The following is a 19,849-nucleotide window of genomic DNA, read 5'->3' as shown; positions in this document are numbered from 1 at the left end:
CGGGCGGCGCTCGATCTTATAGGCGCAGAACATATCAAGGCAGACTCCCTTGATCGCGGTGTGCCGCCCAGCCCAGCCCGGCGATTTGCCCAGCGTGACATTCTCTTGAGGCTGCCTGACAAAACGCTGTGCGGGGCTGGCAGGCGGGTGGGCGGGCGTTTGAAGATCGGCCGACAGACTTTTAGCACTGCCATCCAGGAGTCATGTCATGAGCGATATCCAGCTGTTACCTGCCGTGGTCGAGTTCCTCGACAGGCCCCATGGCCATTTCATCGAGGGCCAGTACCTGGCGGGCGAAGCGGGGCCGTCGATTGATATCCATGACCCGTCCAGCGGCGCGGTCATCGCCCGCGTTGCCGAGGCCAGCGAAGCCGAGGTCGAACGCGCGGTGCGCAGCGCGCGACAAGCCTTCAAAGGCGCCTGGGCCGAAGCTTCGCCCTATCAGAAAGGCGTGGTGCTGAACCGCCTGGCCGACTTGATCGAGGCCAATACCGAGGAACTGGCACAGCTCGAAACCTTGTGCTCGGGCAAGTCGATCAACCTGACCCGCGGCCTGGAGATCGCCCAGAGCGTGGTGTTCCTGCGCTACTTCGCCGGTTGGGCAAGCAAGATCACCGGGCAGACCATGACGCCTTCGATCCCGTCGTTCGGCGGCGAGCGCTACACCGCGTTTACCCTGCGCGAGCCAGTAGGCGTTGTGGCGGGGATCGTGCCGTGGAACTTCTCGGTGATGATCGGCATCTGGAAGATCGCCTCGGCGCTGGTCACCGGTTGCACCATCGTTATCAAGCCCAGCGAGTCCACCCCGCTGACACTGCTGCGCATTGCTGAGCTGGCCATCGAGGCCGGTGTGCCGGCCGGCGCGCTTAACGTGCTGAACGGCCGCGGGCAGGCCGGGCAGCGGCTGATCGAGCACCCCGACGTCGCCAAGGTAGCCTTCACCGGCTCCGTGCCGACTGGCATTGCCGTGGGCAAGGCGGCGATGGCCGCCAACCTGACCCGCGCCACGTTGGAACTGGGCGGCAAGAATGCTGCGGCGCTGCTGGCCGATGTTGATGTCGACGGCGCGGTGGCGGGTATCGTGCAAACGGCCTATGTGCACCAAGGGCAGGTCTGCGCGTCGCCCGAGCGGTTGTATGTGCACCAAAGCAAGGTCGAGGAATTCACCCGCAAACTGGGCGCCGCCCTTGGGCAGATGAAGATCGGCTCGGCGCTGGACCCCGAGGCGCAGTTCGGGCCGCTGGCCAATGCTGCGCACCTGCAGAAAATTCTCGGCTTCTTCGAGCAGGCGCAGGCCAACAACACGGTGGTGTGTGGTGCCAGGGCGGTCGAGCGGCCGGGCTACTTCGTCGAGCCGACCGTGGTGCTGGCCAACGGTGCCAATGACCCGTTGCTGCATGAGGAAACCTTCGGGCCGATCGTCTGCGTGCTGCCGTTCGACAATGAGCAAGAGCTGCTCGAACTGATGAACGACAGCCCTTATGGCCTGACTGCCAGCCTGTGGACCAACGACCTGTCCAAGGCACTGCGGCTGATCCCGCAGATCGAGGCCGGCACGGTGTGGGTCAACATGCACACCTTCCTCGACCCGGCGGTGCCGTTTGGCGGCACCAAGGCCTCGGGCGTGGGGCGAGCGTTTGGCAGTGCATTCATCGAGGATTACACCGAGTTGAAGTCGGTGATGATCAGGTATTGATCGACGCCAGGCTTGTGGACGCGGTTACTTGCCACTGCGCCCGTAGGCTTGGCTGATCCGATCGATCACCATCGCCAGCGCGACGATGGCTAATCCGGCCTCGACCCCTTGGCCGACATTGAGCGTCTGGATCCCTGCCAACACATCCTCTCCAAGCCCTCGGGCACCGATCATCGACGCCACCACCACCATCGACAAGGCCATCATTACCGACTGGTTGAGCCCGGCCATGATACTTGGCAGCGCCAGCGGCAGGGCAATGCGGCGCAGCCGCTGCCAGCGGCCGGCACCCAGGCCGTGGGCAGCCTGCAGCAACGACGGGTCGATCTGGCTCAGGCCCAGTTCGGTCAGCCGCACCAGCGGTGGCAAGGCATAGATCAAGGTGGCGAACACCGCCGGCACCTTGCCCAGGCCGAACAGCATCAGCACCGGGATCAAGTAGACGAAGGCCGGCAGCGTCTGCATCACGTCCAGCACCGGCAACAGCAGGCGCCGGGCTAGCGGGCGGGTGGCCAGGAGGATGCCCAGCGGCACGCCGATCAGTACACACAGGCCGGTACTGACCAGCACCAGGGCCAAGGTCTGCAGCAGTTTGTCCCACAGCCCGAGCATGCCGATGAATGCCAACAGTGCTACCAACCCGATACTGCGCAGCAGGCTGCGGCTAGCGTGCCAGGCAAGCAGGCCAACCAGCAGCAACAGTAGCCACCAGGGCATCAGGCGCAGCAGGTTTTCCAGGCCAACCAGCAGTTGCAGCAGTTGATCGGAAACGCTGCGCAAGTGGTCGCCATACTTCAGCACCATCCAGTCGACCAGGCGGTTGATGGTGTCGGCGAAGGACAGTTGCAGGGCTTCGGGGAAGCCCGTGCTCACAGGCTGGCCTCGACCTTGGCGGCAACGTCAGCCGGTAGCCAGGCCCTCCACACATCCGGGTTGGCGCGCAAGAAGGCCTTGGCGGCATCGGCGGGCTGTTGACGCTTCTCGCTCATCTCAGCCAAGGCCTTGTTCAGCCGGTCGATAGGCAGGTTGACCTTCTCGAACGCCGCCACCAGGTCCGGGTGGCCATCGCGAAACGCCTTGGACACGCCGATCGACAGCTTCGCTGGCAGCGACTGGCTGCCTTTCGGGTCGGAGTTTTTCGGGTCGGTCAGGGTGGCCCAGGCAGCAGGGTTGAAGGCTGGCTCTTCAAGGCGCACCAGGTCGTAGCGACCTATCAGTGCGGTAGGGCTCCAGTAATAGAACAGCACCGGTTGGCCACGGCGGATGGCCGAGCCGATTTCGGCGTCCAGCGCCGCACCCGAGCCGCTGCGGAAGTTGTTGAACAGGCCATCGAGGCCATAGGCCTTGAGCTTCTGACTGTTGACGATCTCCGAGGTCCAGCCGCTGGGGCTGTTGAGGAAGCGGCCTTTGTCTGGCATCTCAGGGTCGCGGAACACCTGCGGGTAGCGCTTGAGGTCGTCAACGCTGTGCAAGTCCGGCGCCAGCGGCTTCAGCTTGCGAGCCGGGTCGCCTTTGATCACGTAGGCCGGTACCCACCAGCCCTCCTCGGCGTCCTTCACCGTGTCGCCCAAGGCGAACACTTCGCCAGCCTGTTCAGCCTTGACCCACGCAGGGCTGCGCCCGGCCCACTCTTCGGCAATCACCTGCAGGTCGTTGCGTGCCAGCGCCACCTCCATGCTCACGGTGCTGCCGGGGAGGGTATCGGTGGGGTAGCCGTAACCGTGTTCGACGATGTGGCGCAGGATTTCAGTGGTCAGGGCGCCACTTTCCCAGGTGAGGGCGCCGAAGTGAATGGGTTTGGCTTGCTCTGCCGAGGCGGCGCTGTCAGTGCTGGCCAGGCCGATGGCGAGCAGCAGGCTGGCCAGCAGCGTTGGGATTTTCTTCATCGGGGCCTCGTGGTTGCACGGCTTGATTTGCGGCAAGTGTAGACGACGGTTTTTCGCTTCCCGCAGGAAGGCCTTCGCGATGGGAGTGGCTTGGGCGTGGGCGAACAATCCGACGACGCATGGCATCCGATCATGCACACAAAGGTATTGCGCAAATGACCCTGGATCTTAACTTCGTCTACTACCGCAACTTCCGTTTCGACGGCAAGTTCCACATCCGCTGCACGGGGGGCGACCTGAACAAGGTCAGCCGCATACGCTATGAAGTCGAGCGCATCGACGGCGACGAGCCTGTATCGTTCAAGGGCGTATCGGTGTACTCCCAGGCGCATACACGGGCGCTGGTCAATCATGGCTGCCCAGCCACGCTTGTGGTCGAGCCCAAAGCTGGCATGTACAGAATCCGACCCAGGGTTGTGCTGCTCGATAAGTATGCTGCTGCTTGGGGCCGGCCTACAGGGTTTGCCGGCGTCATCGATCTGGACGCATTGCAGGTGCAAGTTGGCGAAGCCGAGTTGAACCGCAGCCTGCTTGACAACGTGCCGTTGACGGCGTCATCGACAAGGCGTCGACGTGCGCTTGCCGATAGCCAGAAGAAGGCAAGTGCGGTGCTCCCGTTGATCGAGCACGGCAAGGCTTGCCCGCCGTTGCTGATCCGCTTCGCAGAAGGTGGTTTCGAGCAGTTGCTTGCCGATCTGGAACCGGCCTCCAACTCCAGGCTGGTGCGGCTGTGGCCCAAGCTCAAGCAGGTAATCGATCCTCGGCCACTGGCCATTGGCGAGGACCTGCAGGAAGCGCGGCTGCAGGTACTGTCCAGGTATTGCCTGCTGAAGCAACCCCACAGCATGCTCAACGACACATTCGTCAATCTGGCCCGCACCCTCGCGTCGCTGGAGTATGTCGAAACGCTGCAGTTTCAGGTCGATGCTCAGGAACCTCACCCCTTGGTACTTGCCGGCATAGCTGGGTTGATCACGCTGATTGGCGGCGTCGCCATCGTGGCTGGCAAGCAGATCGTCGAAGAGGAACAGCCCACGCCCAGCTTCGAAAACCAGCAGCATTACCTGGATGCACCGACCGGGCGCTGGCAAGGCATGAACGTGCGGCCAGCCTGGAGCGGACAGGTGACCGGCAAGGGGGTGAGAATCCACTTCAGCGATGGCGGTCTGTTCTCTAATCATGAGGACTTGCGCGATAACCCGAACCTGCGGATCGTGGCGCAAGGCCCAAACGAAAATCCCCGGCATGGCACGGCCTCGGCCGGGATTCTGGTGGCCACCGCTAATGGTATTGGTGCCACGGGCATGTCCAGGGACAGTGAGCTGTACCTTTATGACAACAGGGCCAGTGACAAGGATGGCAACCTGCTGACGATCAAGGCATTGTTGCGCCAGGTCGAACCTGGCGACATCGTCGGTATCAATCGGCAGACGGCCAACCCGAAAGACCTGCATACCTTCCTTCCAAGCGTGCATGACGCGCTATGGGCAGACATGGTCGACAGCCTGGTCAAGCGTGGCGCCGTGGTGGTGGCAGCCGCCTGTAATGGCAGTAACCGTACCGATGCCAGCCACGCAACGGTAGCCGGACACGGGGTCAATCTGTCACAGCATCGCCTTTTCGTCGATCACGGCGACGTAGGCGCTATTCTGGTGGGCGCCTGCCAGTCCTGGGATGGCAAGCCGCACGCTTACTCCAACCACCACTATCGTTACCGCATGCTCAATGCCTGGGGAGACAGCGTGGTTACGCTTTCGTACGGGAAGTTGCAGGACAAAGAGGGCGACGACAGGGATTACACCGATAATTATGGCGGTACTTCATCTGCCACGCCGCTGGTGACAGGCGCTTTGAGCCTGATCCAGTCATACGCGATGGAGCAGCATCACATCTACCTCAACGCTGACCAGATGCACTTGCTGGTAATGGCGTCAGGTTATGACGATGCAACGCAGCCCGACACCGAGACCTTGCCGATGGGAGCCAGGCCTAATGTGCATGGCGCGCTGGTCATGCTTGACCAGATATTGGGAGGTGGGCGTTTTCACGCGGCATCGTGAAAACGCGATCGAGCTGATCAACGGCCGCTGCGCATGTCCGCGTAGCGGCCCGATGCCGGTCAGACGCGGAACTGGTCCATCAGCGCCTGCTGCTGGTTGGCCAGGCTGTTCAGCGACTGGCTGACCCGCGCCGACTCGTTGGCCTGGCCGGACAGCGATTCGGTGACATCGCGGATGGTCGCGACGTTGCTATTGATCTCTTCGGCCACCGCGCTCTGCTCCTCGGCGGCCGAGGCGATCTGCAGGTTCATGTCGGTGATCACGCTCACCGCCTGGCCGATGCGCTGCAGTGCAGTGACTGCCTGGCCGACCTGCTCGACACCGCCCTGAGCCTGACGATGGCTGTGGTCCATGCTGCCGACCACATCGCGGGTGCCAGTCTGCAGGGCTTCGATCACCTGGCGGGTTTCTTCGACCGACTCCTGGGTGCGCTGGGCCAGGTTGCGCACTTCATCGGCGACCACCGCAAAGCCACGGCCGGCTTCACCGGCACGCGCCGCCTCGATGGCAGCATTGAGCGCCAGCAGGTTGGTCTGCTCGGCGATCGAGCGGATCACCTCCAGCACCGAACCGATTTTCTCACTGTTCTGCGCCAGGCCTTCGACTTCGGCCATGGCCTGGCTCATGTTGGCGGCCAGGGCATCGATGCTGGTGGTGGTGCGGTCGATCACCGCCAGGCCTTCGCGGGTGGCCTGATCGGCCTCGCGGGCGGCTTGCGCGGCCTGGGCGGCGCTGCGGGCAACGTCCTGGGCGGTGGCGCTCATTTCGTGGGAAGCCGTGGCCACCTGGTCGACCTGGCGGTACTGCTGCTCCATGCCGGCGCTGGTTTCAGTGGCGATCGCCGAGGACTGGTCGGCCGTGCCGCGGGCGGCCTGTACCGAGCGTTTCACTTCGGCAATGGTCGGCTGCAACTTGTCGAGGAAGCGGTTGAACCAGCCGGCCAGTTCGCCGAGTTCGTCGCGCTTGTCGTAGGTCAGGCGGCGGGTCAGGTCGCCTTCGCCGCTGGCAATGTCCTTGAGCATCGCTGCCACGCCGAGTATCGGTTTGGTCACGCCACGGGCCATCAGCCAGACCAGCAGCAGGCCGGCAATTGCGGCAGCCAGGCCAAGGCCCAGTTCCAGCAAGGTACCGCTGGTGTTCAGGGTGTCCAGCTCTTGCTTGAGTGCTTCGGCCGGGCCGGTCAGGGCATTCTCTGGCACATCCAGCAGCACGCCCCAAGGCTGGGCGCCGGGGACCGGTTCGAAGGCGGCAAGGACTTTCAGGCGGGCTTGGTCGTGGAGGATGCTGAGCTTGCCGGTGGCCAGCTTGCGCACCAGCTCGGCGCCCTGGCGTGGGTCGACCTGGTCGAAGCGCTGGGCCAGCTTGCTGGCGTCGGCGCTGTAGCCGGCCAGCAGGCCGACCGGGCTGAGGATGCCGACGGTGGTGCGGCCTTCGTAGAGGCTGCGGCTGGCGTCCTGGCTCAGGGCTTGAAGGCTGTTGAGGTTGATGTCGATGGACAGGGTGGCAATGATCTTGCCGTTCACCGCCAGCGGGAAGACGATGCTGGTCATCAGCACGCGCTGGCCGTCGATGTCATAGAAGTACGGCTCCACCACGCAGACCTTGCCGGTGCTGCGCGGGCAGCTCCACCAGGTGTTGGCCGGCTGGCCGCTGGGGCCGATCTCGGTGTTGGCCATGTCGCGTTCGGGCAGGGCCATGGCGGTCAGCTGGCCGGCGCGCGGTTGCGACCAGTACAAGGCGAAGCGCCCGGTTTCGTTGCTGCCCAGTTCGGGTTTGCCGACGAACAGGCTGTCCTTGTTGTCCAGCGCATTGGGCTCGAATACCAGTGACAGGCCGAGCAGGTCGGGGTTGGCCTGCAGAGCGGCGCGTACCTGGCGGGTCAGGTCTTCGCGCAGGTCGAAGGCGTCGAGGAAGCGTTTTTCCGCCTGTTCACGCAGGAACAGTACTTGGCGCGAGAAGCCGGCGCCGTACTGGTAGGCATCCATGAACTGGCGGCGGATGTTGAGGGCCTGGACTTCACCTTGCGACTCGATCCGCGACTGCGCGGCTTCGGTGAGCATCTGCATGCTGCTGGCCTTGACCAGGTCCGAGCTGTGGTCCATGCGGTACAGCGAAAGGCCGACGAGCAGGGTGACGATACCGGCGAGGCAGAGACCGGCGAGCAGGGTGATTTTCCACTGAATGGAAAGTTGTCGCAAAGGCATGGGGGTGAATCCCTTTTTTGGACAGTAAGGGTTTGGTTTTTGGGCCTCCCCTATATCGGCCCTGGCTATTTTTTCTTTATTCAAACATTCAATTTAAAATGCCAGCGAAATACGCCGCAATATGGCGTTTTTGACATCGCGGGCCCACTCCGTCAGAGTGCGCGCTTTTTTGTCTGCCGCTATGAGGAACCCCAAACCATGAACGCAGTGATCGCCGCCGTCGGCATCATGCTCATACTCAGCCTGTCCCGCGTGCATGTGGTCATCGCCCTGATCGTCGGCGCATTGGTCGGTGGTCTGGTCGGTGGCCTGGGCATCGAAGGCACGCTCAAGGCCTTCAACGGCGGCCTCGGTGGCGGCGCCACGGTGGCATTGTCCTACGCCTTGCTCGGCGCTTTCGCCGTGGCCATCGCCAAGTCGGGCCTGGCCCATGCCCTGGCCGACCGCGCCTTGGCCATGATCGACCGCCAAGGCCATGCCAATGGCGGCAAGGTCAAATGGCTGTTGATCGGCCTGATGCTGGTGGTGGCGGTGTCGTCGCAAAACATCCTGCCTATCCACATCGCCTTCATCCCGCTGCTGGTGCCGCCGCTGCTGTACGTGCTGACGCGCCTGCGCATCGACCGCCGGCTGATCGCCTGCGTCATCACCTTCGGCCTGATCACGCCGTACATGTTCCTGCCGGTAGGCTTCGGCAACATCTTCCTTAACGAGATCCTGCTGGCCAATGTTGCCCGCGCCGGGGTCGATGTCAGCGGCGTCAACGTCACCCATGCCATGGCCATCCCGGCCGCCGGCATGTTCGCCGGCCTGCTGCTGGCGGTGTTCATCAGCTACCGCAAGAAGCGCGACTACGACCTGGCGCGCATCGAGCAGGTGGAGCAGGTGAGTGTGCAGTACAACCCGCTGACCCTGCTGGTAGCGGGGCTGGCGATCGCCGCGGCGTTCGTCGTGCAACTGTGGCTGGACTCGATGATCATCGGCGCCATGGTCGGCTTCCTGATCTTCTCGCTGTCGGGCATCGTGCGCTGGAAGGACACCGACGACCTGTTCACCGAAGGCATGAAGATGATGGCCATGATCGGCTTCATCATGATTGCCGCCTCGGGCTTTGCCGACGTGATGAAGGCTACCGGCGAGGTCAAGAGCCTGGTCGAGGCCTCGGCGCAATGGATCGATCACAGCAAGGGCATTGGCGCTCTGCTGATGCTGCTGGTGGGGTTGCTGGTGACCATGGGCATTGGCTCGTCGTTCTCGACGGTGCCGATCCTGGCGGCGATCTTCGTGCCGCTGTGCGTGCAACTGGGCTTCGACCCGCTGGCCACCGTGTGCATCGTCGGTACTGCAGGTGCCCTAGGCGATGCCGGTTCGCCGGCGTCAGACTCGACCCTCGGCCCGACCTCGGGGCTGAACGTGGATGGCCAGCACCATCACATCTGGGACACGGTGGTCCCCACCTTCATCCACTACAACCTGCCGCTGCTGGCGTTCGGCTGGTTGGCGGCGATGACGCTGTAAGCTGTCAGCCCTTGTCGGGTGGCGGTGAGATGCTGTTGAGGACGGTGCTGCCGTCCTTGCTGCGGGTCAGGTAGATCGGCAGCACCTTGGGCAGGTTGTCCACCAGCCGTTCGACCTCGCGGGTGTTGTAGATGCCGCTGATGCGGATGCGCCCGGTGCCGGGGTCGGCCAGCAGCAGCGGGGCGTCGAGGTAGCGGTTGATCACCGGCAGGGCCTGTTCCAGGCTCAGGTTGTCGAGCACCAGCTTGCCATTGCGCCAGGCCAGGCTGTTGTCGTAATCGCTGTTCTCGGCCAGTTGCGGCTCGAAGTCACCCGTGTGGTAGCTGGCCTGCATGCCAGGGCCAAGGCGGTAGCCGCCCTCGCTGCCGTCGCTGCTGACCAGCACCGAACCCTGCACCAGGGTGACCTTGACCTGGTCCTGGTACTTCCAGACGTTGAACTGGGTACCGGTGACGCGGGTCTGGCCGCGGCCGGCGCGGACAATGAACGGGTGGCTGCTGTCGTGCTGCACCTTGAAGAAGGCTTCGCCACGCTTGAGGGTGACCTGACGCTGGTCCTTGTAGTTGAGGTAGGTCAGTTCGGTGTGCAGGTTGAGCTCGACCGTGCTGCCGTCGCTCAACTGCACGGTCTGCATGTCGTTGCCGGCTTCGAAATGCTGGTAATGATTGGGCAGCCAGCCTTGCTCCCAGCCCACCCAGCCGGCCAGCGGCAACACCAGCAGGGCCAGCGCTGCTGCCGACGCCAGTGGCCGCCAGTTGCGTGCCCGTGGCACCTGCCGCGCAGGCGGGTTGAAATCGATGACCGTGGCGGTGCGTGGCAAGCTATCGGCGGTTTGCCAGATTTCCAGCATCGCCTGGTATTCCTCGGCATGACGTGGGTCGGCCGCCAGCCAGCGGGCGAAGGCTTCACGTTCGACCAGCGTGCAATCGTCGGCGTGCAGGCGCATGCACCAGTGCGCGGCGGCGTCGGTAATGGCATCGTCTGGGCTGGGATTGAGGCGGTCTTGGTTCATCGTGGCTCCGGGTTTTGCACATTCTACCCCTGCATAGGGGTTCCCGAGAACCGAGGTAATGGCGAATGACTATCAGTTATGTGGGTTTTTCGTCGGTTTCGCAAGGGATTTCCAGCGTTTGAGAACGCTTCGCGGCAAACGCGAAGCGCTCCTTGGCCGGCTCAGAACTGCTCAGCCGTCATTGCATACAGGCTGGCGCTACCGGTACGGATGCTGGCATCCAGGGCCAGGCTACGCGGCAGCAGGCGCTGGAAGAAGAACGCCGCACAGGCCAGCTTGGCGCCATGGAAGGCCGGGTCTTCAGCGTGCCTGGCCTGGGCCACCGCCGCCATGCGTGCCCACATGTAGGCATAGGCGGTGAGGCCGAACAGGTGCAGGTATTCCACCGCCACGGCATTGACCAGGTTGGCGTCCTCGCGCGCCCGTGCCCGCAGCCATTCGCTGGTGGCCTCCAGGCGCGCCAGGCTGGCTTGCAGGGCTTCGCGGTGCAGCGGTGCCCCGGCGCTGAAGGCCCGCACTTCGGCGGCGAAGCTGGCCAAGGCTTGGCCGCCGTCAGCCAGGACCTTGCGCCCGAGCAGGTCCAGGGCCTGGATGCCGTTGGTACCTTCGTAGATCTGCGCGATGCGCACGTCGCGCACCCGTTGCTCCTGGCCCCACTCGCGGATGTAGCCATGGCCGCCATACACCTGCTGGCCGAGCACGCAGCTTTCCAGGCCGTTGTCGGTGAAAAACGCCTTGGCCACCGGGGTCAGCAGCGCGACCAGGCGTTGGGCATGCTCGCGCTCACCGCCATCCTCGGCGTAGCGCGCCAGGTCCAATTGCTGGCCGACATAGACGGCGAAGGCGCGGCCGCCTTCGGTGAGGGCGCGCATGGTCAGCAGCATGCGCCGCACATCACCGTGCTCGATGATCGGGTCGGCGGCCTTCTCTGACGCCTTGGGGCCGATGGCAGCGCGGCTTTGCAGGCGCTCGTTGGCGTAGCGCGCGGCACTCTGGTACGACGCCTCGGCGCAACCGATGCCCTGAATGCCGATGGACAGGCGTTCGTAGTTCATCATGGTGAACATCGCTGCCAGGCCTTTGTTCGGTTCACCGACCAGGTATCCGCTGGCACCGTCGAAGTTCATCACGCAGGTGGCCGAGGCCTTGATGCCCATCTTGTGCTCGATCGAGCCACAGTGGGCAGCGTTGCGCATGCCGAGGCTGCCGTCGGCCGCGACCTGATATTTGGGCACCAGGAACAGTGAGATGCCCTTGGCCCCGGCAGGGGCGTCCGGCAGCTTGGCCAGTACCAGGTGGACGATGTTCTCGGTCAGGTCCTGCTCGCCACCGGTGATGAAGATCTTGCTGCCGCTGATGCGGTAGCTGCCGTCGGCCTGGGGTTCGGCGCGGGTGCGGATCAGCCCCAGGTCGGTACCGGCGTGGGGCTCGGTCAGGCACATGGTGCCGGCCCAGCGGCCTTCGTACAGCGGCGGCAGGTAGGTGGCCTTGAGCGTTTCGCTGGCATGGGCATCGATGGCCAGGCAACTGCCGGCACTCAGCGCCGAATACAGGCTGAAGCTGCAGTCGGCGGCGTAGAGCATTTCTTCGAACAGCACGCCGAGCATCTTCGGCATGCCCATGCCGCCGTATTCGGGGTTGCCGCCCAGGCCGACCCAGCCGCCTTCACGGTAGGTTTGCCAGGCCTGGCGGAAACCGTCCGGGGTGGTGACAATGCCGGCGTCGAAGGTCACGCCTTGCTCGTCGCCGTTACGGCTGAGCGGGGCGATCAGCTGGCCGGTGACCTTGGCGGCCTCTTCAAGGATGGCGTCGGCGGTTTCAGCGTCGACGCGTTCGGCCAGGGCGGGCAGGCGTGCCCACAGGGCAGGGCCCTGGAACACGTCATGGAGGATGAAGCGCATGTCGCGCAGCGCAGCGGTGTAGTCGGTCATGTCAGGCTCGATAACGGTTCACAGGGCCTTGGCGCGGTCGCGCAGGACGTATTTCTGGATCTTGCCGGTGGAAGTCTTGGGCAACTCACCGAAGACCACGGTCTTGGGCACCTTGAACCCCGCCAGGTGCTCACGGCACCAACTGATGATGTCGCTCTCGCGAGTATGGTCGTGGCCGGGTTTGAGGGCGACGAAGGCGCACGGCGTTTCGCCCCACTTGTCGTCGGCGCGGGCGACCACGGCGGCTTCCAACACGGCGTGGTGCTTGTACAGGGTGTCCTCGACTTCGATGGTCGAGATGTTCTCGCCGCCGGAAATGATGATGTCCTTGAGCCGGTCCTTGATTTCGACATAGCCGTCGGCGTGCCACACGGCCAGGTCGCCGGTGTGGAACCAGCCGCCACGGAAGGCTTCGGCGGTGGCTTCTGGGTTTTTCAGGTAACCCTTCATCACCGTGTTGCCGCGCATGAAGATCTCGCCCAGAGTGTTGCCGTCTTGCGGTACCGGCTGCAGGGTCTGCGGGTCGGCGACCATCAGGCCGTCGAGGGTGGGGTAGCGCACGCCCTGGCGCGACTTGATCCGCGCCCGTTCCTCCAGCGGCAGTTCGTCCCATTCTTCATGCCAGGCACAGACGGCGACCGGCCCGTAGACCTCGGTCAGGCCATAGGTGTGGGTGACCCGGATGCCCATCTGCTCGACCGCACCGATGACCTTGGCCGGCGGTGCGGCACCGGCCACCATGGCCTGCACCGGATGTTCGATGGCGGCCTTGGCGGCGTCGGGCATGTTAACCAGGGCGTTGAGCACGATCGGCGCGCCGCACAAGTGGCTGACCCGGTGTTCGCGGATCAGGGTGAGGATCTTCTGGGGGTCGACCCGGCGCAGGAACACATGGGTGCCGGCCAGCGCGGTGATGGTCCAGGGGTAGCACCAGCCGTTGCAGTGGAACATCGGCAAGGTCCAGAGGTACACCGGGCGGTGGCTCATGGCCCAGGTCATCTGGTTGCCGATGGCGTTCAGGTAGGCGCCGCGGTGGTGATAGACCACGCCCTTGGGATTGCCGGTGGTGCCTGAGGTGTAGTTCAGCGAGATCGCCTGCCATTCGTCCTCGGGCCATTCCCAGGCGAAGTTCGGGTCGCCCTCGGCCAGCAGGGCCTCATAGTCGAGTTCGCTGACCGCACGGCCTTCGCCGTATTCGGGGTCATCCACATCGACCACCAGCGGCGGGTGTTCGAGCAAGGCCAGGGCAGCGGCGATCACACCGTGGAACTCGCGATCGGTAATCAGCACCTTGGCCTCGCCGTGCTGCAGCATGAAGGCGATGGCCTCGGCGTCCAGGCGCACGTTGAGGGTGTTGAGCACGGCGCCGATCATCGGCACGCCGAAGTGCGCTTCGAGCATCGCCGGAATGTTCGGCAGCATCACCGCCACCGTGTCGCCGCGGCCGATACCACGCCCGGCCAGGGCGCTGGCCAGGCGCCGGCAGCGCTGGTAGGTCTCGCGCCAGTTGCGGCGGATGGCGCCGTGGATCACGGCCGGGTAATTGCCGTACACGGCGGCGGTACGTTCGATGAAGCTCAGCGGGGTGAGGGCGACGTGGTTGACGGCAGCGGGCATCAGGCCCTGGGCGAAGATCGACATACGGTAATCCTGTAGAGGAGGCAGACGCAGCCTGTGCGTGTTGCCCCCCGGTGGCTGATTGTTAGCTCTGATCAGGGTGCGGGCAGCGCGCCGATGGCCGCTTGCCCCTGTCGCAGTTTTACGCGAACCGCTATCGTAGTTGGAATATCGACTATAGCAATATAGTAAAACTACTATAAGAACGAGCGCCGACAGTGGATCAGACCCTCTCACCCTTGCTCGCCAAGGACCCACAAGCCAGCGTGCTGCTGGCCCCCGATGCAAGTGCCTTGGCGAGCAACCCGGCCTTGCAGGCGTTGATCGGCGCTGGCGCCACGCTGGCCGACTGGCTGCCGGGCAACTGTGCCGCGCTGGTGCGCGCCTGTCTGCGCCAGCACCGGGCAATCGCCGAGGTGGAAAAACAGGTCGGCGAACGCATTCTGCTGTGGACCTTCATACCCGATGACCAGGGCCAGCGGGTGCTGGCGCGCTGCCGCGATGCCAGCGAAGAGCGCCAGGGCGCCCGCGAAGCCAGCCGGGCCCGGCGCCTTTATCGGCTGATCATCGAGAACACCACCGACCTCATTTCCCGGCACAGCCCTGACGGCCGTTTTCTCGACGCCTCGCCGGCGGCCTACCGCCTGCTCGGCCAGTGGCCGGAGCAACTGCGCGGCCTGCCGGTACGGGCATTGCTGCACCCGCGCGAGCGGCGCCAGGTGCTGCGCCAGGCCGCTGCGGCGCTGGACCAGGACGGCTACCACACCACGACCTGCCGCGTCCGCCATGCGGGCGGCGGCTATCGCTGGTTCGAAATCGCCAGCCGGGCGATCCGCGAGACCTACACCGGTGCCGTGGTGGAGGTGGTCAGTGTGTCGCGTGACATTACCCTGCGCATCGAGGCCCAGGAGAACCTGGCCCACAGCGCCCGGCTCGCCACCCTGGGCGAACTGGCGTCGGGCATTGCCCACGAGATGAATCAGCCATTGGCGGCGGTGGTCAACTATGCCAATGCCAGCCAGCGTTACCTGCAAGGCCTGGAGCGCGACCCGCAGGCGCGTGAACGGGTCGGCCAGGGCCTGCAACGCATCACTGAGCAGGCGACCCACGCCGCCGAGGTGATCCGCCGCCTGCGCGCCTTCCTGCGCAAGGGGCCGCGGCGCCTGCAAGCGGTCGAGGTGGCCGCAGTGGCGGCCGAAGCCCTGCGCCTGTGCGCCTGGGAAGCGGCGCGTGACCAGGTCGCGGTTGAACTGCGTATCAACGGGCAGTTGCCGGCGGTGTTCGCCGACCGGGTCTTGCTCGAGCAAGTGCTGCTCAACCTGCTGCGCAATGCCATAGAAGCCAACCGCGAACAGCATGGCTCACAGCCGTCACGTATCCTGCTCGGCGCCGTGCGCGAGGGCGACGGGGTGCTGATCGAGGTCGCCGACCAGGGGCCGGGCGTGGCCGCCGAGCGTCTGGATGCGATCTTCACCCCCTTCGGCACCACCAAGGCCGAAGGCCTGGGCCTGGGCTTGAGCATGAGCCGCAGCCTGATCGAAGGCTTTGGCGGCAGCCTTTGGGCGCGTGAGGGTGAGGCGGGTGGGTTGGTGTTGTGCTGCCGTCTGGCAGTGAATCGGGGATAAGGAGAGAGCAGCGTGCAAGCGAAGGTGTATGTGGTCGACGACGACCAGGGCATGCGTGATTCGACGGTGTGGTTGCTGGAATCGGTGGGCCTGGAGGGCGTGCCGTTCGCCAGCGGCCAGGCGTTTCTCGATGCCGGCGTGGACGACGGGCCGGCCTGTGTGCTGCTGGATGTGCGCATGCCCGGGCTGGGCGGCATGGCAGTGCAGCAGGCCCTGCGCGAACGTGGCCTGCAAATACCGGTGATTTTCGTCAGTGGCCATGCCGATGTGCCGATCGTGGTGCGGGCGTTCAAGGCCGGGGCGAGCGATTTCATCGAGAAACCCTACAGCGACCAATTGCTGCTCGACAGCGTACAGGCGGCGCTGGAGCGAGCAGGGCAGGCGCGCCAGGACGACCTGGTGCTGGCCGCAGTGCAGGCACGCGTGGATGCCCTGACACCCCGTGAGCGCGATGTGTTCGTGCCGCTGGCGCAGGGCTTGAACAACCGCGAGATTGCCGAGCGCCTGGGCATCAGCGTGAAGACCGTGGACCTGTACCGGGGGCGGGTGATGAAGCGGCTGCAGGCGGGTAGCCTTGCCGAGTTGGTGGGCATGGCAATCGCCTGCGGGGCCGTGCAGGCGCTGGGCTTGCGTGCCCTGTGAAACGCCGCCGGCAACGGCGGTTTCATGAATATTTGCATAGCCCCCTAATCAAAGCTTTGACATTCACTGCCTAGGCAGTAATATTTTTAAACAATTACCCGAGCAGACTCCGATGTCCCATTTCAACCCGGAAAATTTCCAGACTTGCGCCATCGGCATGCTGCTCGGCCGTGCGGCGATCCTCAAGGACCGCATTCTCGACTGGCACCTCGAATCTGAGGGCGTCACCGCCGCACAGTTCAAGGTGCTGATCATCGTCACCCAGTACCAGGTGGATACCCCGGCCGAACTGTGCCGCTACCTGGGCCTGGACAGCGGTTCGATGACCCGCATGCTCGACCGCCTCGAGCAGAAAGGACTGATCCTGCGCAACCGCTGCGCCGATGACCGCCGCCAGGTGCGCCTGGCGCTCAGCGCCGATGGCCAGCGCCTGGCCGACCGCCTGCCGGAGATTGGCGCGGCGGCGATGAACGAACTGGTCGGCGTGTTGCAGCCAGACGAGCTGAAGACCCTCGAAGGTTTGCTGGCCAAGGTCCTGCTGGGTGCCGGCGACCCTCTGACGATCCGCCGCTTCGGCGATCGTTGATCCCTGTTACGCATATTCCAAGGTATTGTCATGGCCACTCCCACAGACACCGCAACTCCCCCAGCCGACGCGCCACCGTCGGGCAAACGCAAGGCCTGGCTGCTCGGCCTGCTGTTGCTGGTGCTGCTCGTCGGCATCGGCACCTGGGCCTGGTACAGCCTGGTCGGGCGCTGGCACGAAAGTACCGACGACGCCTACGTCAACGGCAACGTGGTGGAGATCACCCCGCTGGTGACCGGCACCGTCACCAGCATTGGCGCCGATGACGGTGACCTGGTGCAGGCTGGCCAGGTGCTGTTGCAGTTCGACCCTTCCGACAGCGAAGTGGCCTTGCAGTCCGCCGAAGCCAAGTTGGCGCGCACGGTGCGCCAGGTACGCGGGCTGTACAGCAACGTCGACTCGCTCAAGGCCCAGCTGGAAACCCGCCAGGCCGAGCTGCAGAAGGCCCAGCAGAACTACAACCGGCGCAAGGTGCTGGCTGACAGTGGCGCGATCGCTGCGGAAGAGATCTCCCATGCCCGTGACGACCTGACCGTGGCCCAGGCCGCCGTCAACGCCGCTCGCCAGCAGCTCAATACCAGCACCGCGCTGGTCGACGACACCGTGGTGTCCTCGCACCCTGAGGTGATGGCGGCCGCCGCCGACCTGCGCCAGGCCTATCTCGACCACGCCCGTACTACCCTGGTGGCGCCGGTGACCGGCTATGTCGCCAAGCGTACCGTGCAGCTCGGCCAGCGCCTGCAGCCCGGCACTGCGACCATGGCGGTGATCCCGCTGAACGAGGTGTGGATCGACGCCAACTTCAAGGAAACCCAGCTGCGTGACATGCGCATCGGCCAGCCAGTAGAAATCAGCGCCGACCTGTATGGCAGCGAGGTCAAGTACAGCGGCACGGTCGACAGCCTCGGTGCCGGTACCGGCAGCGCCTTCGCCCTGCTGCCGGCGCAGAACGCCACGGGAAACTGGATCAAGATCGTCCAGCGCGTGCCGGTGCGGATCCACCTCAGCCCCGATCAGCTCAAGGACCACCCGCTGCGCATCGGCCTGTCCACCGTGGTCGAGGTCGACCTGCACGACCAGAGCGGCCCGACCCTGGCCCAGCAGCCACCGCAGCAGGCCAGCTACACCACCCAGGTGTATGACCGCCAGCTGGTCGAGGCCGACAACCTGATCGCCCGGCTGATCCACGAGAACAGCGCCACCGGCAAGACGGCGCAGCGATGAGCAACAACGCCCCGGCGCAGTTCACGCCGCCGAGCCTGCTGCTGACCACCATCGGCCTGTCGCTGGCGACGTTCATGCAGGTGCTCGACACCACCATCGCCAACGTGGCGCTGCCGACCATTTCCGGCAACCTGGGGGTGAGCTACGAGCAGGGCACCTGGGTGATCACCTCGTTTGCGGTGAGCAACGCCATCGCCTTGCCGCTGACTGGCTGGCTGAGCCGACGCTTTGGCGAGGTGAAGCTCTTCATCTGGGCCACTTTGCTGTTCGTGCTGGCGTCGTTCCTGTGCGGTGTCGCCCAGTCGATGCCGGAGCTGGTGGGCTTTCGGGTATTGCAGGGTGTGGTGGCCGGGCCGCTGTACCCGATGACCCAGACCTTGCTGATTGCCGTTTACCCGCCTGCGAAGAGGGGCATGGCGCTGGCCTTGCTGGCAATGGTCACGGTGGTCGCGCCGATTGCCGGGCCGATCTTGGGCGGCTGGATTACCGACAGTTACAGCTGGCCGTGGATCTTCTTCATCAACGTGCCGATCGGCCTGTTCGCCGCTGCCGTGGTGCGCCAGCAGATGCGCACGCGGCCGGTGGTCACCAGCCGCCAGCCGATGGATTACATCGGCCTGCTGACGCTGATCGTCGGCGTGGGGGCGTTGCAGGTGGTGCTGGACAAGGGCAATGATCTGGACTGGTTCGAGTCGTCGTTCATCATCGTCGGCACGCTGATTTCGGTGGTGTTCCTGGCGATCTTCGTCATCTGGGAACTGACCGACCGCCATCCGGTGGTGAACCTGCGGCTGTTCGTGCACCGCAACTTCCGGGTCGGCACCATCGTGCTGGTCGGTGGTTATGCGGGGTTCTTCGGCATCAACCTGATCCTGCCGCAGTGGCTGCAGACGCAGATGGGGTACACCGCCACCTGGGCGGGGCTGGCGGTGGCGCCGATCGGCTTGCTGCCGGTGATCATGTCGCCGTTTGTGGGCAAGTACGCGCACCGCTTCGACCTGCGGGTGCTGGCCGGGCTGGCGTTTCTAGCAATCGGTGGCAGCTGCTTCATGCGCGCGGGCTTCACCAGCGAGGTGGACTTCCAGCACATCGCGATGGTGCAGCTGTTCATGGGGATTGGCGTGGCGCTGTTCTTCATGCCGACCTTGAGCATTTTGCTATCTGACCTGCCGCCGCATCAGATTGCTGACGGTTCGGGGCTGGCGACCTTCCTGCGGACCCTCGGTGGTAGCTTCGCGGCGTCGCTGACGACGTGGATCTGGATTCGCCGGGCGGACCAGCATCATGCGTATTTGAGCGAGCACATCAGCCCGTTCGATCCGGCGACGCGGCATACGCTGGAGCAGATGGGTGGGGCGAGTTCGCAGAGCTATGCGCAGTTGGAGCAGATTGTGAATGCGCAGGCGTACATGATGTCGACGGTTGATTATTTCACCCTGATGACCTGGGTATTTGCCGGGTTGATCTTGCTGGTGTGGCTGGCCAAGCCGCCGTTTACGGCGAAGGCGGGGCCGGCTTCGGCGGGGCATTGAAGCAGTAGTGTTGCTCTTGCTCTTGCTCTTGCTCTTGCTCTTGCTCTTGCTCTTGCTCTTGCTCTGCTTTTGCTTTGGCTTCTAAGCGCGCGATTGTCCAGGCGACGCAGAGTGCGACTTCAGGAGGCCGAACGTAGGCGTCTGGAGGGCCAGGGTGCGTAGCACCCCTTCGGCGTAGCCGAAGGCGCGAGATGTAGACTTGCGCAGCAAGTCGTAGGCCGCGCGGGCCCGGAAGACGCCGGAGTGAGGGGACCCCGGAGCGCAGCGTAGGGGCCGGATGATGGGAGCGGGGGTTTTTGCCTACTTTTTGCCCAGT

Annotated in this window: 14 protein-coding genes; 8 read left to right on the top strand and 6 right to left on the bottom strand. The window is 64.6% G+C overall.

All coding sequences use genetic code 11. From position 1 onward, the window contains the following. Positions 1-208: 208 nt before the first annotated feature. Complete coding sequence (locus tag APH28_RS24515) at positions 209-1,696, top strand: aldehyde dehydrogenase family protein (protein WP_060513057.1); 1,488 nt, start codon at positions 209-211, stop codon at positions 1,694-1,696. 24 nt (positions 1,697-1,720) lie between these two features. On the opposite strand, the gene APH28_RS24510 is transcribed toward APH28_RS24515, so the two are convergent. Further along, entirely contained in the window at positions 1,721-2,569 is an 849-nt protein-coding gene (locus tag APH28_RS24510) for a proline/glycine betaine ABC transporter permease (RefSeq protein ID WP_060513056.1), read from the bottom strand. Next, a complete protein-coding gene (locus tag APH28_RS24505) occupies positions 2,566-3,582 on the bottom strand; it encodes an ABC transporter substrate-binding protein (protein WP_060513055.1) in 1,017 nt (338 codons plus the stop codon). Before APH28_RS24505 ends, APH28_RS24510 begins: the two co-directional genes overlap by 4 nt. Positions 3,583-3,737: 155 nt before the next feature. Here APH28_RS24505 and APH28_RS24500 point away from each other — a divergent pair, with 155 nt between their 5' ends. Beyond that, positions 3,738-5,642 carry a S8 family serine peptidase gene (locus tag APH28_RS24500; protein ID WP_060513054.1) on the top strand — a complete coding sequence of 635 codons (1,905 nt, stop codon included), beginning with the start codon at positions 3,738-3,740 and terminating at the stop codon, positions 5,640-5,642. A gap of 59 nt (positions 5,643-5,701) precedes the next feature. Here APH28_RS24500 and APH28_RS24495 read toward each other — a convergent pair whose 3' ends face one another. Further along, on the bottom strand, positions 5,702-7,846 hold the full coding sequence (locus APH28_RS24495; RefSeq protein WP_060513053.1) for a methyl-accepting chemotaxis protein: 2,145 nt from the start codon (positions 7,844-7,846) through the stop codon (positions 5,702-5,704). Positions 7,847-8,044: 198 nt separating this feature from the next. On the opposite strand from APH28_RS24495, the gene APH28_RS24490 reads away from it, so the two are divergent. Beyond that, positions 8,045-9,364 carry a Na+/H+ antiporter family protein gene (locus APH28_RS24490; protein WP_060513052.1) on the top strand — a complete coding sequence of 440 codons (1,320 nt, stop codon included), beginning with the start codon at positions 8,045-8,047 and terminating at the stop codon, positions 9,362-9,364. A gap of 4 nt (positions 9,365-9,368) precedes the next feature. On the opposite strand, the gene APH28_RS24485 is transcribed toward APH28_RS24490, so the two are convergent. From APH28_RS24485 to APH28_RS24475, 3 genes are all read right to left on the bottom strand, one after another. Next, positions 9,369-10,376 carry a FecR family protein gene (locus APH28_RS24485; RefSeq protein WP_060513051.1) on the bottom strand — a complete coding sequence of 336 codons (1,008 nt, stop codon included), beginning with the start codon at positions 10,374-10,376 and terminating at the stop codon, positions 9,369-9,371. Between the two features lie 161 nt (positions 10,377-10,537). Then, a complete protein-coding gene (locus APH28_RS24480; RefSeq protein WP_060513050.1) occupies positions 10,538-12,307 on the bottom strand; it encodes an acyl-CoA dehydrogenase C-terminal domain-containing protein in 1,770 nt (589 codons plus the stop codon). An 18-nt stretch (positions 12,308-12,325) separates the two neighbouring features. Continuing rightward, positions 12,326-13,948, bottom strand: coding sequence for an acyl-CoA synthetase (locus tag APH28_RS24475; protein WP_060513049.1), 1,623 nt, complete (start codon positions 13,946-13,948; stop codon positions 12,326-12,328). Between the two features lie 194 nt (positions 13,949-14,142). Here APH28_RS24475 and APH28_RS24470 point away from each other — a divergent pair, with 194 nt between their 5' ends. The 5 genes from APH28_RS24470 (at position 14,143) to APH28_RS24450 (ending at position 19,533) form a co-directional block, all read left to right on the top strand. Beyond that, positions 14,143-15,549 carry a sensor histidine kinase gene (locus APH28_RS24470; protein WP_060513048.1) on the top strand — a complete coding sequence of 469 codons (1,407 nt, stop codon included), beginning with the start codon at positions 14,143-14,145 and terminating at the stop codon, positions 15,547-15,549. 12 nt (positions 15,550-15,561) lie between these two features. Continuing rightward, on the top strand, positions 15,562-16,191 hold the full coding sequence (locus APH28_RS24465) for a response regulator transcription factor (protein ID WP_082432388.1): 630 nt from the start codon (positions 15,562-15,564) through the stop codon (positions 16,189-16,191). A 112-nt stretch (positions 16,192-16,303) separates the two neighbouring features. Next, entirely contained in the window at positions 16,304-16,777 is a 474-nt protein-coding gene (locus tag APH28_RS24460) for a MarR family winged helix-turn-helix transcriptional regulator (protein ID WP_060513047.1), read from the top strand. Between the two features lie 30 nt (positions 16,778-16,807). Continuing rightward, complete coding sequence (locus APH28_RS24455) at positions 16,808-18,001, top strand: HlyD family efflux transporter periplasmic adaptor subunit (protein WP_060513046.1); 1,194 nt, start codon at positions 16,808-16,810, stop codon at positions 17,999-18,001. Further along, positions 17,998-19,533, top strand: coding sequence for a DHA2 family efflux MFS transporter permease subunit (locus tag APH28_RS24450; protein ID WP_060513045.1), 1,536 nt, complete (start codon positions 17,998-18,000; stop codon positions 19,531-19,533). Before APH28_RS24455 ends, APH28_RS24450 begins: the two co-directional genes overlap by 4 nt. Positions 19,534-19,849 lie beyond the last annotated feature (316 nt).

Origin of the sequence: Pseudomonas sp. NBRC 111124 (genome assembly GCF_001320245.1) — a bacterium.
GTDB lineage: Bacteria > Pseudomonadota > Gammaproteobacteria > Pseudomonadales > Pseudomonadaceae > Aquipseudomonas.
The sequence above is the reverse complement of the archived record's forward strand: the minus strand, read 5'-3'. Positions and strand labels throughout refer to the sequence as shown.